The organism is Psychrobacter glacincola (assembly GCF_904846215.1).
In the GTDB taxonomy this organism is placed as follows: Bacteria; Pseudomonadota; Gammaproteobacteria; order Pseudomonadales; family Moraxellaceae; genus Psychrobacter; species Psychrobacter glacincola.
Genome location: NZ_CAJGZK010000008.1, coordinates 78,140 through 93,522 on the forward strand (window position 1 = coordinate 78,140; position 15,383 = coordinate 93,522).

Genomic DNA, 15,383 nt, shown 5'->3' on the forward strand with positions numbered 1-15,383 from the left:
ACTAAGAATCAGGATCAAGAATTAACAACAGCAATTAGCTGAATACTAAACATAATAGATTATAGTCCTACTATAGAATAGACAAGATACTAAAATCATTATCTGATAAATAGCGAGCTGACCGTGTCCAAAGATACTGAGCATACAAATAACTCTCAAGCCAATAACGTCGACAATAAAAATGTCATCGATGAGACTGCGGACTATGATTATAAAGCTGAAGATAAACAAGAAGGTGATATTGATAGCAGTGAAACTGATACTACTGATGCCACTGAAAATTTAGAAGACCACGAATTTTCAGAAACCATCAGTGATGATGATCAGGCCTCCATCAAAGAAGTCGCTAGCGATGACAATCTTAGCGCGCCTAAAAGCTATGCCAGTATCTTAGTTGAACAAGTCATCGATGCCAAAGAAACCTTTAACCGCTCACTTGGCTCTTTATTTACCAGTGCCTTTACCGCTGGGCTTGAAATTGGCATCAGTTTATTTGTCATCCTAGCGGCTTTTGCGCTACTGCGCGAGGTAATACCCAGTCATTATGCAATGGTATTGGCGTCGCTATTATATCCAATCGGTTTTATCATCGTCGTTATCGGTCAGTCGTTATTATTCACTGAGCAGACATCCCTTTTAAGCTTGCCCGTACTCAATAAAATCGAACCACTATGGAAGCTGCTACGGCTTTGGGGAATTGTCATCGCTGGTAATATTGTCGGTGGTTGTCTGTTTGCCGCACTAATGATTGGCTTGGGTATTCATATGGATCTGTTCAGCGTTGCTGACATTGATGCGTATGCGCAGCATGTTTTAGACTTTGAGTGGTGGGTGATATTTGGTAGCTCAGTATTAGCGGGGTGGATGATGGGTGTGGCGGCTTGGCTTGTGACCTCAGCGCGCGATACCCTTAGCCGAATCGTATTAGTCACCCTGATTACCGGTAGTATTGGCTTCTTAGGTTTGCATCATAGTATCGTTGGCAACATCGAGGTATTCTCTGCCTTGTTGTATGGCAATACCGTCAGCCTAATGAGTTATTTATGGTTTTTAGTGGTGGTACTGGTGGGCAATACGGTAGGCGGCGTGGTGTTTGTTGCGGTACTCAAAAACCGTACTTTCTTATTCGATATCGCTAAAGTAAAAGAACAAACGGCTATTGATAAAGCGGAGGCAAGAGTGGTTTTAAAAGCCCGTCGACCTCGTTAACCACTCAGCCTTAGTTTTCGTTTGGTATTATTTAAGGCTTAACATGATAGATATAGCTTGAAAGATGTAGATTAAAATATATATGTCCCATAACAAACTTTGAGGCTTTAAGCTGTTATGGGATCACATGACCACTCAATCTTAATAATTAAACGATGTCTATCACTAACCCATCTCTAAAGCATGCGTGCCGCCAAAACACTACTTTCTATTTCAGACTTCTTAACCTTATTATACTTAGCGCTAAATACTCTGACTAAAATACCGGCTGTTAAGAACATAATTAAAGTATAAATAGCTGGGGTCATCGACATTTTATAATTGGCCAATAGCGTCAATGCCATAAATATCGATAACGTGCTGTTTTGTAAGCCGACCTCTAATGTCACTGAGGTTCTTTGTGCTAAGTTTAAGCCTAACCATTTACTGGTATAGTAACCAAGCGCCATGGTTGAGAGATTCAATAATAAAGACACAGGTCCTGTGGCGATTAGGGCCTCAACGATGATATCTCTTTGCACATAGATCAAAAAAACCACCAATAACGTCAAAAATATAACCCCGAATCTAGACACATAAAGCTGTGATTTATCAGCCACTTTTGGTGCAAAGTGTTTGATCAGCATACCAATACTAATAGGCACTATGGTCAGCACGATTAAGGTGATCATTGTTTTTAACACGGGTAACTGAAATTCGCTGCCTGCTCCCATAAAGTGCACCAACGAAAAACTCAGAACGACCGGAATACTAAATACGGTAATGACACTGGCAATCGCTGTCATAGTGACAGATAACGCCACATCACCTTTCGCCAAATAAGTAAACAAGTTTGAAGTAGTGCCACCCGGACACAGCACCAGTAACATAACCCCTACCGCATACTCAGGCTCTAAGGGCATGATATTTGCCAGTGCAAAGCCAATAATCGGCAAAAGCAACAGCTGATTGGTCAAGCCAATACCAACCGCTTTGGGATATTTTAGAACGCGTTTAAAATCATTTGCAATGAGGGTCAAACCCATACCCATCATAATCAAGAATAGGCAAATGGGAATGATAATTGAATTGACTAACGTGACTATCTCAAGACTTTCCATAACTACATCCCTGTAAATAAGACCTACTTATAGATCAATTTATAATGATTAAATGATGTCTGATTAGCGATCCTTGCTAATCGTTTCTGGTAACTGACATCACTACCGTTTTTATACTCTGTCATTTTTACTCATCGACAATAATTAGGAAACGGTAAAGGAAGTATATAGCGGTCAAGTTATCTTCATTTGCTTTATTCTGCTACTCACCAGTCAAGTATGGTTTATTACGCTTAAAAGAAGGATAGTACGTTCTTTATGAATACAGGATAATTGAAACTCAATTGTAAGCACTTTCTAATTACCGCTGCCGCCACCGCCCCCAGATCCGCTGTCAGAACCGCTGTCACCATTGTCGCTATTTTAAAAAAGCATACATTAGCATGAGTCCAAAATAATTTTTAAAAGCAACGTAGTTTGTTCTTTTATGATGCGGCACTGATGTGATATGCAGGTTAATGCAAATTATTGAGTATAAATATGGCAGGGCTTAGGTTTATAGCACTTAAGATAATGTCAACTATAGTCAAAATATTCTAAAAAACACTACGGTACTGCTGGTATAAATTTTCACTGACTATAAAGCAACCATACTTTAGGTCTGCTCGTCGGTCACAACTGCTGTACCGTAAGCGATCGCTTCGACCATACTACCCAATTGATTGATATTACTGACTTCAAGACGAAGACCATAAATATGATTATAACCTTTTGCCTGCGCTTGGGTGCGCATACGTACCAAGGCTTCACGGCGGGCGCGTGCTAGCAAAGTCTCATAGGTCGTTAAGTTTTTACCAAATATGCTTGATACCCGCGCAATGACCATTTTAAAATAATCCTGCGCAATCACCACACTACCAAGTACCAATTCGCCTTGCGTATTATCAGCAAGCACTGGCTGATAGAAACGTTCAGTGGATACAATAATATGACTTAGGGATTTTTCTGAAATCGCTAACTGTGCTAGATGTTGGCGCTCATGACGTGCGCCAAAAAACCAACCCACCACAAACAGGACGATAAGCGGTGAATAGTTCATCAGCATTTGGGAGAGAGAGTTATTCATGAGACGTCTCTTATCATCAAAAGGCAGCGTTGCTTTAAATCAGCGCTTTAAATTAGCGCTTCAAACCGTGACTCATTAACCAAAAGGGTTGAAACGTGGCAAGTCATCAGAAGGTGTTTGCACGGTAGTAGCCGATTCAGAGGGCGCTTGCGCTGGTTCTTGATAATGAGTATGACCGGAATGGTTGCTCGGAGGATGAGGCGAAACAGACTGTTGTTGCACACGTACGGCTTTGACCGCTGTACCATAGACAAACAGCTCAGAGGCACCTTGCGCAATACTTGACGTCGAAAAGCGCAAACCGACGACCGCATCAGCGCCCAAGGCTTCCGCTTTGACGATCATACGATCTATTGCCTCTTGACGCGATTCTTCTAGCAGCTCGGTATAGGCAGTGAGCTCACCGCCTACGATGTTTTTTAGACCCGCAAACAAGTCTTTACCCACATGTTTTGAGCGTACCGTACTACCATAAACCACGTCTAAGCGCTCTGTTATTTGGTAGTTGGGCAAGTACTCAAGGTTGGAGAGTTGCACGGTCATAGTATTACCTTATCTTTGAGCTATAGTTAATCCACTTTTAAAAAGATACAGAACTAATGGGGTCAATGATTCGCAGCCTCTGTCTGCGTAGGCACAGCACGCAAGGAAAATTAACCCCATTAGTGCTTTATAACATTTGTACTTCTTTTATTTAGGATCGATTATATTTGGATTGCTTGATTAAAAACAACGTCCATATATCATGCTAGTCGTTGGTATGAAATAATAAAAATAGCTCAGTTAAATTGCCTTCGATGCTATTTACCATTTGTACCATTTTATCTTGATCTTTACGCATTTCAGCAAGTTCAGGGTCTTCATCGTCAATACCGCTCAGCACAATCATTGGCAAGGTCAAAACGGCCACATCTTCTGCAGTCTCTTCGTTTTCCATCCAATCACTGGCTTCATCGCCATACATCGCATCGACAAAGCCAATTGACCAAGCGACTATATCTGATTCATCTGAAAAGTCGACAGCCACTTCTTCATTGCCTGCATCTTCACCAAGCGGTAGCTCAATAGGCGTCTCGTTTTTTAGCTCAGCGATGATCGACTCGCGCCAGCGCTGAATGCCGTCAATCACGTTTTCTGGAATCTCGCTCACATGACCTTCAAACAGTGCTTCTAACCAATTAGGTAATGGACGTCCGATAACAGTGGCAGTCAAAAAACCATGAGTCGCAACACTATCGAGCACAAACGCGCTTTCTTCGTTGTCTAAATAATCGAGTAATTCGTCAAAACTGAGTTGGTTGGTCATGGTGTGGTTGTCCTTGAAAGATGGATTGCGTCATGCGCAATAAATAAGGGTTATATAAAATAACAAGAGATATAAAGATGACGGTTATCTGGACTGAGGCAATCTATCCAAAGAATTTCTTTAAATAGAGCATTGCGAAAGTAAAGCTGTGGAAAACAGCTGGTTAAATAGTTTCTATTAATTATAGTTTCTATTAATTATGGGTAGTATTAATTATATTTACTAGTATAGATATTATTATAGTTACTAGAGAAATTGCTATTAAAAGCAGAACCCAACCAGCTTAGCACAGCAAGCTTAGGATAATTAGTTAACGATGGTTAGCTAATAGCAATAAGACCGCAAACCAAAACTTAGAAATAATTGGCAAAATATTTGCATGATAACCTCATTGTAGCGACGACTCATTAGAGTTCGTCATCATCCCAATCATCGCCATCTTCATCAAAATTATCAATATCATCAAGATCATCTTTTAGCTCTTTAGCCAAACGCTTTTCTTCTAGCAAATTATCAATTAAACGACGCTTCTCAAGGCTACTTAAGCGTGTACGTACACTCGTCTCTGCTTCTTCAACCATCTTTGCATCATCATCATCGACGAAATTATCATCAAAATCGTCATCAATATCAGCATCACTCATGACCAACTCCTATCTTTTTTTGGCAAAATTACTGAAAAGTTATCAATATATATATGCCTTATAAAGTCTCTATTGAGCGTTGTCAATGCTTTTTATTACTATGACGCATTTACAAGTCAACAACAAGACGCTATTGGTCATTATCGCACAGGCAATTGTATAGAATTTCTGCAAGTTAAAGAGACGATCTAAGCCTACTCTTCTGTGTCATCAATCATAAGTACCGCATTACGCACATCGGCCAAACGCTGAATCATCGCGTCATTACCGCCATCGAATACCGCACACTCACGCTCATAAACCGTCGTTGGGCGCATGATACTTTGTACTTGTACATGATGACTGATTTGTTTGAGACCTCCATTCGGCAATAAAATCAGCATCTGCTCTTTTTTGCCAACGCTATCTAGTAGATGCGTCATGGCATCGACTTGGGCATTATCACTCACACCAGCTTTTGCTGGTAGGGCAAAGCGTGACAGTTCAATATGCTTATCATGAATAATTTTATTAAGCATCAAGTAAAGTTTGGCTAGCATCACGCCTGCCAATGCAACTTTTGCATGGCTATTTTCTGCTTTAAGCATCACATAAGCCCCACTTTCATCAAAGTGTGGTTCATTGAGTGCGCTCACACCCAACAACAATGGCTGTTTTAGTAACTCAGTCACCGCCTGATTTAGTAGCTGCGTACACAATGCCAAATACGGCAGACGTTGAGACGGTGCCAAGCGCTCAAGCATACTAAACTCGTCATGAAAGACAATCTGGACGCTGACACTATCAAATGCTCTAGTAGCAGACAATCGAGAGGCATGGTTGTTAGCATGGTTGTTAGCATGCTGACTATTGTCTTCAGCTTTATGAGTGGTATGAACAGTGACATCACGGTCTGTCATATTACTGGCAGCACCCGTATCTTCAGTTGCACCATTAGCACTGTCATTGATACTGCCATCGAGCGTCGTGTCTGGATTTTGTTGGGTTCTGACATACTGATTGACGGCACTATGAATATCTAATTTACGCGTATTGGGCGGCTTGTTATATGCCGCATTAGTAGATTCTTGAGAGTTAGACTGGCCATCTAAAAGAGCGTGACCATCATTTACCGAACCATCACTCTGGCTAGTACCTTTCTCACCACTCTCACCATCAGCGGCAGACATTGATTGGCGACGTTCTAGCTCACGATCATAGCCGCGCTGGTCGCGCGGCGTATATTGCTCACGATGCAAGTCTTGAACATCTCGGCTGATGGCATTGATTTGCTCTCTGGTTGGGCGAGCGATATAACTATAAATCAGCCACAGCAACAGATGCAGCAGCATGGAGCCAATCACAAACGGCCATTGCATGGCGATGATTTCACCCTTACTAATGTTTTTTAGGGTCAATGCCACACTACCGATGACCGCATCGCCTTTGGTTGCAATCTGGCTAATGGTATCGCCTTGCTGCATCGGCGCATTGCCGACAGGCACTAAAATATCGCCATTATTGTCTTTGATCAATATACGGGTGACGTCCTGCTCACTGGTATAGCGATTGGCAATGACGCTTAAGCTGACGCGGTCTTTATTTTCTAAAGACAGGCGTGCTTCATCGATGAGCTGGGCGACCATCTGCTCGCCCTTTTGCGCACGAGTATTGCTCAGCTGTTGATCGGTACTGATGACCAATAATAGGGTTTGCAAACAAAAACTAACCAGAAGAATGATGGCAAACAACCCTTGCCGCGGCGCTAAATAGGTCATGATATGGTAAACTTTTTTGGGTAAATGGAATTAGAAAATGAGGCTATTGCTCATTCGCTCATTTTTGCAAGAGTATGTATAGTTAATCCACTTTTAAAAAAGTACAGAACTGCTAAAGTTAATTTTTCGCAGCCCCTGTCTGCATATGTCTGCATATGTCTGAGTAGGCACAGCAAGCAAGAGAAATTAACTTCAGCAGTGATTGACAATATTTGTATTTCTTTTATTTAGGACTGACTATAGCTATATTTGTTCAATTTTATACCGCATTGTCTAAATTATCTTTTTAAAAAAAGACCGATTATTAGACGCTGCCATCGTACAGTAGTTATGTTGTGCAATTATGTTTGGGTAAAACATTTAACCAGTATTTATTACTCGTCCACCCACTCATTAACATCTACTATATCACCATAGTAAGGGTTATAGCGTTAGCGAGCATCATAATTTTTTTGTAATAATTCATTTTAATTTTACTCAGCTTTTTTTGCTACAGTCGCTGTTTTATTTGCCGCTCATACTTTGCGTCTCATCTATAGGCGCTGCTCCGTAAAGCTGTTATTATTCCCAATCTTATATCAGCATACAAGGGACAATTGAGCGATGCCAAACAATACCTCTTACTCGTTACCAAAAGACAGCAAAGCATGGCAACAGGCGGTTGATTCCGTGGGCTCCCTGTTACCAGAGGGCACCAATTTACAGGATTTTGACGCGCTACAATCCTTGCCTATTTTTGCTTTGATTGTGGTATTGCCAACGCATGTATCCTCACTCGATATTCATCAGTACGTGCAATCATGGGTCGATGAGCAGCCAAATTGGCATCTGGTCACGGTTGCAGAAGATGCCGATGCCCATTTTGTCGATATTGAAATTGCTGATGTAGACACGGCGCAACCTTTTGCCAAACGCTCATTTATCGATGTTCAAGTGTTCCGTTATTTATTGGCACCAGTGACTGATACGCTCATGCATCCTGCCAAAAAAACTGCCGCCGCACACATCATTGATGACCAATTGACCACGCGTTTGCGTCGCGACTTGACTGTAGCGTATAACAACGCTCAAAACGCCGTCGTCAGCGATCACTTAGATGTCGTCGATTGTCATATCTTATCGGTAGGTCATATGCTGCGTACTCATAAGCTTGCTTGCTTTGATATGGACTCTACTTTGATTGAACAAGAGGTCATCGTTGAGCTGGCAAAAACGGCAGGGATTGGCGAGCAAGTAGAAACTATCACTGAAGCGGCCATGCGCGGCGAGATGGATTTTGATGAATCTTTTGCGCAGCGCGTGGCGCTATTGCAAGGTATTCCAACCAGTGTGCTTGATGAGATTTGCAGTCGCTTAACGTTATCGACAGGCGCCCGTGCTACCATCAGCGCTCTAAAAGCTTTGGGCTATCATACGGTACTGGTATCCGGTGGCTTTACCTATTTTGCGCGCTATATCGCTGAGCAATTGGGTATTGATGAGGTGCACGCCAACCCATTAGATATCGAAGAAGGTGAAGTCACCGGTCATATACAGTTGCCTATCGTTAATGGTGCCAAAAAAGCCGCTATCGTTGCCCATACGGCTGAGCGCTTAGGTATTACGATGTCACAAGTGGTTTGTGTCGGTGATGGCGCCAATGACTTACCGATGATGGCACTGGCCGATTTGGGCGTGGCTTTTAATGCCAAACCCATCGTACAAGCGCGCGCCGATGCCGCGGTCAATGTAACAGGGCTTGAAGGGGTGCTATATGCGCTAGGCTATCCGGCATTTGTACGTAGCAGTGAACGTAGCAGTGAAAGCAGAAAAGTTTAGTTACTGACAATTTGCATCGAACCAAAAGCTGGGCTGATACATTTTAATTGGTTCAGCTTTTATGGTTTATTCTCTGCTTTACAGCGTTTTTTGGCGCTACTATACTGCCATTCGTTATTGTTGTTTCATATTGTCACTTTTATATTATCCAGCAACTTTATCTTGTCCAATAAAAAGGATCTTCCATGACGGCATCACAATCACCGCGGCCAGATGCCCAGTCATCTCCCACCCAATCATCTTCTACCCAGTTAGATAGTCAGCCTATAGCTGGAGAGAGCAGCCCAGTTTATAACGACAGCCCCAAAGAATTACTGGGTGTCTATGTACGAGGCTTGGCAATGGGCGCCGCTGATATTGTGCCGGGTGTCTCTGGTGGTACAATTGCGCTGATTGCAGGTATTTATGAGCGCTTAATCAATGCATTAAGCAGTGTCGGTCCAAACCTTTGGCAAGTCTTTCGCCGAGAGGGTGGTATCAAAGGTTTAATCGCGGTATGGCGACAAGTCGATGCCACTTTTTTATTGTTCTTATTGATGGGTATTGCCACCAGCCTTGTCACGTTAGCCGGTACGATCAAGCATTTATTAGACAATCAGCCTTTGATGATTTGGTCTTTCTTTTTTGGTTTGGTCGTCGCGACTGTTTTTCTGTTATTAACTGAGATTAAGCGCTGGAATATCGGGCGGGCGCTATTGTTCCTTCTTGGGATAGCCATTGCCGTTATTATTAGCAGCTTGCCTCTGATGAACACAACGCCAAGTTTGCCATATTTGTTTGTTGCCGGTGCTATCGCTATTTGTGCGATGATATTACCAGGCATTTCAGGATCCTTTATTTTATTATTGATGGGTGCTTATGATACGGTGCTTGAAGCGGTTCATACTTTAAACTTTGCTATTATCTTTACCTTGGTCGCTGGTATGGCAACAGGATTATTAATCTTTACCCGTATGCTCAAATGGTTATTGTCCCGTTATTATCAAGCAACTTTAGCGCTGCTTATCGGCTTTATCGCAGGCTCGTTGGTCAAAGTCTGGCCATGGAAAACCGATGCGCTAGGGACGTTAAATAGTGAAGCCACCCATAACGTCATGCCATGGCATTACCCTACTGGCGCAGAGTGGTTAACGACCTTGAGCTTGATGCTATTGGGTGCCATTCTAGTGACTGCTTTATCGCTTTGGGGTCGCCGTAGCCCTCGCCCTTAATACCTGTCTACTCTTGCTATAGTCGATTCAATTTAAAAAGAACATCGTACTGCTGGGATAAATTTTGCAAAGCCTCTGGAGTGCGAAGCACACAGCAAGCGAGAGAAATTTAACCAGCATAATGCTATTGTGAACGCAACTCTTTTATATTGAACTCACTATATTAAATCTTACCATCAAAAAAGCGCCTTAATATGGGCGCTTTTTTGATGCCTGCGATTGCAAAATTTGTCGCTGAGCTTGCTAAATACTTTTAAAAAACCAAACGTCAGCTGTTGTCGCAAAGTCGCCTTCAGAGGCTTTAGCTTTGTGCTATAAACTTCCATAATAGCCTTGTTGGAATTCACCTTATGAAGAGCGAGATGAACAATGTTATTAACACTATTTTCTACATTTGCAAGCGAAGCCTTGAGCACAAGTGCCATAGTGAGCTATGGTTTATTTTTAATCGCAGTTGTCGCCATTGCTGTGTCATCACAGCGCTGGTTGCTTTGGTATCTGTTTGGCGGCATGGGATATTGGTTAGCGGTAGAAATGATTCATAGTTTACTGACTCATTGGTTTGTATGGTCAGAATGGCACAATTATGTGATTGCTATGGGCATCAGTTGGTTGCCTTTAGGTGCATGGGTTTTGTATCGGGCGCTGCGCTATGAGGATGTCAGTCAAGCAGTACAGCAGCAGCGAGAACTGGAAGCCGCACGCTATATCGAGCACAGCCCTGTCTATGATGACGACTATCAGCCACGATTTTATTAAACTTGCGTTATCATATTGCTGTCATCGAATGTTACAAGATACTTAAGGCTCTCACGTAACTCCTAAAGAATTGACACCTAGCAATCGTTTATAATTTACTTATATATTTGTCACAAAAATTGTTATAAAGTACGCATTATTTTGCGTCTCATTTTTTAGGAGTTTGTCTATGTTTACTGTACCGGTTTTGGATATTAAGTCTGACCCATTAGATGTTTTATTGACAGTGATTGGTTATCGCTTGTCTATGCTGGCTGATAGCGACAATGAAGATGTTAAAGCAATACTTGCAGATCGCAAGGTTATCATTGAGCTTGCTAGCACTGAAGCAGATGTGGCGCGTTATTATAGCTTTGATAATGGTGAATTTAGCCAACATAGTGGTCACGCCAAAGAAGCAGACTTAACCATCAACTTTAAAGACTCTATGACAGGCGTTAAGCTTTTGACTAAAGGCAGCTTGCCTGCTTTTATGACTGCTGTACAAGAAGGTAACTTAAGCATAGAAGGCGATTACAGCCTAATGATGTGGTTCAATAAACTTGCTAAGCATATCGTGCCAGCTGTTCCAGAAGAATGTAAACCTTATATCCAAAAAGCCAAGCCGTATGCTTATAAAGCACAGAAACTTGCCAACCATTGGGTCGGCGTTGCTAAGCATAAGTTGGGTAAATAATCGAATAAACAGAAGTAATGGATAGCTATCTGCTACTTATAGCTGAGTGACTGCTTCGCTAGTTTCTGATTTTCTAAAAAGGTTGCGCTATACTATAGCGCAACCTTTTTTATTGTAGATAGTACTTATAGTCAGTGAAAAGTAATATCGATACATTACGCACTGCGGGTATTCGTTTTTCTTGCTTGCTGTGCCTATGCAGACAGAGGCTACAAAAAATTTATACCCGCAGTACCGTAGCGTTTTTAGGATATTTTGACTACTAAAAAATTAAAACAGATGAGCGACATCTGTGTTTATCTTCGATAACCATGCTTAATATCATTATAAAAGGATTTATATTATGTCAGCACTGCTTAATATTACAGAGCCAAATAACAACACTAATAGCAATGATAGCGATTTTTTAGCGTCACTAACGACTGATGCTGCACAAGCCACTACCGGCAAATACAGTCGCGAACAGATTGCTCAATTATTCGATTTGCCATTGATGGATTTGTTATTACAAGCGCAAACCATACATCGTCAGAACTTCAATGCCAATGAAGTACAAATCAGCACTTTGCTGTCTATCAAGACTGGCAACTGCCCTGAAGATTGCGGCTACTGCTCACAATCGGGTCACCACCGCGATAAAACCAAACTGGTCGCTGAAAAACGCATAGAGGTGGACAAGGTGATTGCCGCTGCCAAACGCGCAAAAACCACTGGTTCATCAAGATTTTGTATGGGCGCGGCATGGAAGCACCCAAGTGCGAAAGACATGCCTTATGTGGTCGAGCTGGTCAAAGAAGTCAAAGCCTTAGGGCTTGAGACTTGCATGACCCTAGGTATGCTAGATACTGATCAGGCCGCGCAGTTGGCAGATGCAGGACTGGATTACTACAATCATAATTTGGATACGTCTAGAAGTTATTACGAGCAAGTCGTCAGTACGCGCAGCTACGATGAGCGTCTAGATACCATTACAAACGTACGCAACTCAGGTATCAACGTCTGTAGCGGCAATATCGTCGGTATGGGTGAGAGCCGTGATGACCGCATTGACTGGGTGCACGAGCTACTAAAAATGCCCAAAGCACCAGAGTCTATTCCAGTCAACTTATTGGTGCCGATTCAGGGCACGCCAATCGGTGATAAGGTCTTGGCAGAAGGTCAGTTGCCAGTCCTTGAGTGGATTCGTACCATTGCTGTGACGCGTATTTGCTGTCCAAGTAGTTATGTACGTTTATCTGCTGGTCGCGAAAGCTTATCCGACGCTGAGCAAGCACTAGCATTTATGGCAGGTGCCAACTCATTCTTTTATGGTGACAAACTGCTGACCACGGGCAACGCCAGTCAATCAGGCGATGATAGACTCATGCGTGAGCTTGGTTTAACCAAGCAATTTGCCGCTCCTCGTGCACCAAAGCAAGTGCCCGTCATGGATGCTATGAGCGGTCATCAATCACAAGTTACTTTGGCGAGTTTGGGCTGAGTAGTTTTGGCTTAACCCTACCAATATGGGATAATCTGGGCTAAGCTTGCCCGCATTTATTATTGTTCAAAATAACCAAAGAGACTTTCGCATGGCAGATTATTTTAATTGGATTAAAGCGGCACATATTATATCCGTGGTGTGCTGGTTTGCGGCAATTTTCTACTTGCCGCGCCTATTTGTCTATCATGCAATGAGCGATGACAAGATCAGTCAAGAGCGCTTTACTATCATGGAGCGCAAGCTCTATCGCGGCATCATGACGCCAGCTATGATAGCGACTTGGGCTTTTGGCTTATGGATGGTGTTTTTAGGTTGGGACGTTTACAAAACCCAAGGCTGGCTACACGTAAAGATATTCTTAGTTGTGCTATTGTCCGCTTATCATGGTGCTTGTGGTTTTTATCGTAAAAAGCTGGTCGATAATCCGCAATATAAGTCGCATGTATTTTGGCGCTGGTTTAATGAAGTACCTGTCTTCGCTTTAGTCATTATTGTTATTCTGGTGGTTGTTAAACCGTTCTAGTACAGGCAATACTGAATAAAAAAGCGTCCCTCACTTGATGAAATGAGGGACGCTTTTTTATGTTTGAATAACTATAGTCAGAGAAAAGTAATATCGATACATCAGGTACTGCTGATATTAATTTTTCTTGCTTGCTGTGCCTACGCAGACAGAGGCTGCAAAAAATTTATACCAGCAGCACTGTAGCGTTTTTGAGATATTCTAACTATATATTAAACGTTTGGGCGCATGATTTGATAGACATTACTTAAATCATAAACACGATAGCGCGCAGGCTCACGGCGGCTCTCGCCAGCATAGCTTAATATAAGCGCTTGTTTCGCTTGTTCATCAACCCAGCCGACAAACAAGCCGCTGTGCTCGACACCGTTATAACCATGATTGATATAATAGAGCCAGTCACCAACTTCAATCTCGCCACTATTGGCATAAGGACCTTGACCGTAGGTGCCTTTATGGATGGTGTCGCGTGTCACCCCTGCTCGTTTAAACACCGCATTCAGATAATCCCAACAGCCGCCTTGAATAATCGTACGCTCGTTTAGCGCCATTTTACGGGCAGTGCTAATCACTTCACGGGCAGCCAAACTACTTTGCGTCTCAGCATTATTAAGTAGCGGTAAATACTCGCTATCGACATTGTCATAGTTGCCTGATAAAAATGCAGGCAAAACTGATGATACTTGGCGTTGTACTTGAGGATAACGATAATTAGTTCGGGTGTTAGCGGCATAGGCATTTTGGTCAGAGTAGCTTTTATTAGCATAACTGCTATTAGAATAACTTGGTTGCGTATTGCCTGTATTCGAACGATAACTATTAGAGGTATTAGCACGTTGGATAGTGGATCGCGTACTGATTTTAGCAGCAGGGACAGCGGGGTACGATGGTGTATAGCGGGCGCTATACTCAGTTAAATAAGATTTTTGAGCAATTAGGCTGCCCATACTATCGGCGTGAACTTGACCGACGGCACCCAAAGTAAGTAATAATACACTGCACGACGTTGTGATTGACCAAATGGGCAAACGCGACATGACTAGCTCCTTGTCAATATAGTATCAATAACCGTAGTAGCGATAACCGTATCAATTATAAGTATGATGAGATTTTTCAATCTTACTTATAAACCATTTGGACAGGATTCTGCAAGCGCTATCGCTTTTAAAAAAGTGGCAAAAGGCGATAAAAGGTATTTATATAGAGATAAACGGTAAAAAAGAGGAAAAACGGAGTAATCTAAAACAGGCTTTAAGACTGAAAAGTTATTGGAAATCAGAAGGTTTTAGGAGATTTAGAATGGTTGAATCAACACACTAATCGCTGCTCATTTTGATAGTGACATGACGTTTGCTTAGTGCTTGACCTTGTAGAATGGCTTTGGTAGCAGTGGCTTCTCGGATATTATCAAAACCACTAATACGATATTTGCGCCTAGCATCCCTATCAACGATCTCTAATTGCTCACCTACTAGACTGATTTTATCGCCATCAGTTAGCTTGATAGGCGTACGCTTTCCTTGATTGTCATGTACCAGCTCGCCAGCACGCACCCATAATATGCCGCTGTTAATCATACCTGCCATGGCTTTTTTATGCTGTTGGCGCTGCCGATTAAAAAAGAAACTACCGATAATCAGCAGTGCAAGCGCACCAATTGACCATCGCACCGGCAACAAACTCATCGCCAGCGCGACGCACACTGCGCCAACCAATAACACCGCACCAAACCAGAATAGCCCATTATCTAATGCTTGGGGCTGACCTTGCAAAGTGATTTTGGCGCCGTCATCAGTCAGCTTAAGCATGGGTTATACCTATCAATTGGCAA

At 42.4% G+C, this 15,383-nt stretch carries 15 protein-coding genes; 7 read left to right on the forward strand and 8 right to left on the reverse strand.

The window, feature by feature from the left end:
* Positions 1-123 precede the first annotated feature (123 nt).
* Positions 124-1,209: a formate/nitrite transporter family protein gene (locus tag JMW90_RS06665; protein ID WP_201562453.1), complete on the forward strand. Its 1,086-nt coding sequence runs from the start codon at positions 124-126 to the stop codon at positions 1,207-1,209.
* Between the two features lie 176 nt (positions 1,210-1,385).
* Here the strand turns inward: JMW90_RS06665 and JMW90_RS06670 are convergent, their stop codons facing one another.
* The 6 genes from JMW90_RS06670 to JMW90_RS06695 all read right to left on the reverse strand — a co-directional run bounded on the left by JMW90_RS06670 (position 1,386) and on the right by JMW90_RS06695 (position 7,082).
* Positions 1,386-2,309, reverse strand: a complete 924-nt coding sequence (locus JMW90_RS06670) for a bile acid:sodium symporter family protein (RefSeq protein ID WP_201562455.1) — start codon at positions 2,307-2,309, stop codon at positions 1,386-1,388.
* Positions 2,310-2,904: 595 nt separating this feature from the next.
* Complete coding sequence (locus JMW90_RS06675; protein ID WP_201562458.1) at positions 2,905-3,375, reverse strand: YbjQ family protein; 471 nt, start codon at positions 3,373-3,375, stop codon at positions 2,905-2,907.
* 75 nt (positions 3,376-3,450) lie between these two features.
* Entirely contained in the window at positions 3,451-3,918 is a 468-nt protein-coding gene (locus JMW90_RS06680; protein WP_201562460.1) for a YbjQ family protein, read from the reverse strand.
* Positions 3,919-4,123: 205 nt separating this feature from the next.
* Positions 4,124-4,681 (reverse strand): YecA/YgfB family protein, encoded by a 558-nt coding sequence (locus JMW90_RS06685; protein ID WP_201562462.1) that lies wholly within the window; start codon positions 4,679-4,681, stop codon positions 4,124-4,126.
* 407 nt (positions 4,682-5,088) lie between these two features.
* On the reverse strand, positions 5,089-5,325 hold the full coding sequence (locus tag JMW90_RS06690) for a PA3496 family putative envelope integrity protein (protein WP_201562464.1): 237 nt from the start codon (positions 5,323-5,325) through the stop codon (positions 5,089-5,091).
* Between the two features lie 194 nt (positions 5,326-5,519).
* Positions 5,520-7,082: a hypothetical protein gene (locus JMW90_RS06695; protein ID WP_201562466.1), complete on the reverse strand. Its 1,563-nt coding sequence runs from the start codon at positions 7,080-7,082 to the stop codon at positions 5,520-5,522.
* A 603-nt stretch (positions 7,083-7,685) separates the two neighbouring features.
* Between JMW90_RS06695 and serB the strand changes: the two genes are divergently transcribed.
* From serB to hemJ, 6 genes are all read left to right on the forward strand, one after another.
* Entirely contained in the window at positions 7,686-8,900 is a 1,215-nt protein-coding gene (serB, locus tag JMW90_RS06700; RefSeq protein WP_201562468.1) for a phosphoserine phosphatase SerB, read from the forward strand.
* Between the two features lie 185 nt (positions 8,901-9,085).
* A complete protein-coding gene (locus tag JMW90_RS06705) occupies positions 9,086-10,111 on the forward strand; it encodes a DUF368 domain-containing protein (protein WP_201562470.1) in 1,026 nt (341 codons plus the stop codon).
* Between the two features lie 369 nt (positions 10,112-10,480).
* Positions 10,481-10,870 carry an AciT family ciprofloxacin tolerance protein gene (gene aciT / locus JMW90_RS06710; protein ID WP_201562472.1) on the forward strand — a complete coding sequence of 130 codons (390 nt, stop codon included), beginning with the start codon at positions 10,481-10,483 and terminating at the stop codon, positions 10,868-10,870.
* A 169-nt stretch (positions 10,871-11,039) separates the two neighbouring features.
* Entirely contained in the window at positions 11,040-11,546 is a 507-nt protein-coding gene (locus JMW90_RS06715) for a hypothetical protein (RefSeq protein ID WP_201562474.1), read from the forward strand.
* A 343-nt stretch (positions 11,547-11,889) separates the two neighbouring features.
* On the forward strand, positions 11,890-13,026 hold the full coding sequence (bioB, locus tag JMW90_RS06720) for a biotin synthase BioB (protein ID WP_201562476.1): 1,137 nt from the start codon (positions 11,890-11,892) through the stop codon (positions 13,024-13,026).
* A 91-nt stretch (positions 13,027-13,117) separates the two neighbouring features.
* A complete protein-coding gene (gene hemJ, locus JMW90_RS06725) occupies positions 13,118-13,552 on the forward strand; it encodes a protoporphyrinogen oxidase HemJ (RefSeq protein WP_201562478.1) in 435 nt (144 codons plus the stop codon).
* A 212-nt stretch (positions 13,553-13,764) separates the two neighbouring features.
* On the opposite strand, the gene JMW90_RS06730 is transcribed toward hemJ, so the two are convergent.
* Positions 13,765-14,589: a hypothetical protein gene (locus JMW90_RS06730; protein ID WP_201562480.1), complete on the reverse strand. Its 825-nt coding sequence runs from the start codon at positions 14,587-14,589 to the stop codon at positions 13,765-13,767.
* A 279-nt stretch (positions 14,590-14,868) separates the two neighbouring features.
* Positions 14,869-15,360, reverse strand: coding sequence for a hypothetical protein (locus tag JMW90_RS06735; protein WP_201562482.1), 492 nt, complete (start codon positions 15,358-15,360; stop codon positions 14,869-14,871).
* Between the last annotated feature and the right edge of the window lie 23 nt (positions 15,361-15,383).

Excerpts from the sequence above, each read along its gene's own strand:
- JMW90_RS06680 (WP_201562460.1), bottom strand. The coding sequence starts at position 3,918 with ATGACCGTGCAACTCTCCAACCTTGAGTACTTGCCCAACTACCAAATA.
- hemJ (WP_201562478.1), top strand. The coding sequence starts at position 13,118 with ATGGCAGATTATTTTAATTGGATTAAAGCGGCACATATTATATCCGTG.
- JMW90_RS06730 (WP_201562480.1), bottom strand. The coding sequence starts at position 14,589 with ATGTCGCGTTTGCCCATTTGGTCAATCACAACGTCGTGCAGTGTATTA.
- JMW90_RS06715 (WP_201562474.1), top strand. The coding sequence starts at position 11,040 with ATGTTTACTGTACCGGTTTTGGATATTAAGTCTGACCCATTAGATGTT.
- JMW90_RS06695 (WP_201562466.1), bottom strand. The coding sequence starts at position 7,082 with ATGACCTATTTAGCGCCGCGGCAAGGGTTGTTTGCCATCATTCTTCTG.
- JMW90_RS06705 (WP_201562470.1), top strand. The coding sequence starts at position 9,086 with ATGACGGCATCACAATCACCGCGGCCAGATGCCCAGTCATCTCCCACC.
- JMW90_RS06670 (WP_201562455.1), bottom strand. The coding sequence starts at position 2,309 with ATGGAAAGTCTTGAGATAGTCACGTTAGTCAATTCAATTATCATTCCC.
- JMW90_RS06675 (WP_201562458.1), bottom strand. The coding sequence starts at position 3,375 with ATGAATAACTCTCTCTCCCAAATGCTGATGAACTATTCACCGCTTATC.
- bioB (WP_201562476.1), top strand. The coding sequence starts at position 11,890 with ATGTCAGCACTGCTTAATATTACAGAGCCAAATAACAACACTAATAGC.
- JMW90_RS06685 (WP_201562462.1), bottom strand. The coding sequence starts at position 4,681 with ATGACCAACCAACTCAGTTTTGACGAATTACTCGATTATTTAGACAAC.
- JMW90_RS06690 (WP_201562464.1), bottom strand. The coding sequence starts at position 5,325 with ATGAGTGATGCTGATATTGATGACGATTTTGATGATAATTTCGTCGAT.
- JMW90_RS06735 (WP_201562482.1), bottom strand. The coding sequence starts at position 15,360 with ATGCTTAAGCTGACTGATGACGGCGCCAAAATCACTTTGCAAGGTCAG.
- serB (WP_201562468.1), top strand. The coding sequence starts at position 7,686 with ATGCCAAACAATACCTCTTACTCGTTACCAAAAGACAGCAAAGCATGG.
- aciT (WP_201562472.1), top strand. The coding sequence starts at position 10,481 with ATGTTATTAACACTATTTTCTACATTTGCAAGCGAAGCCTTGAGCACA.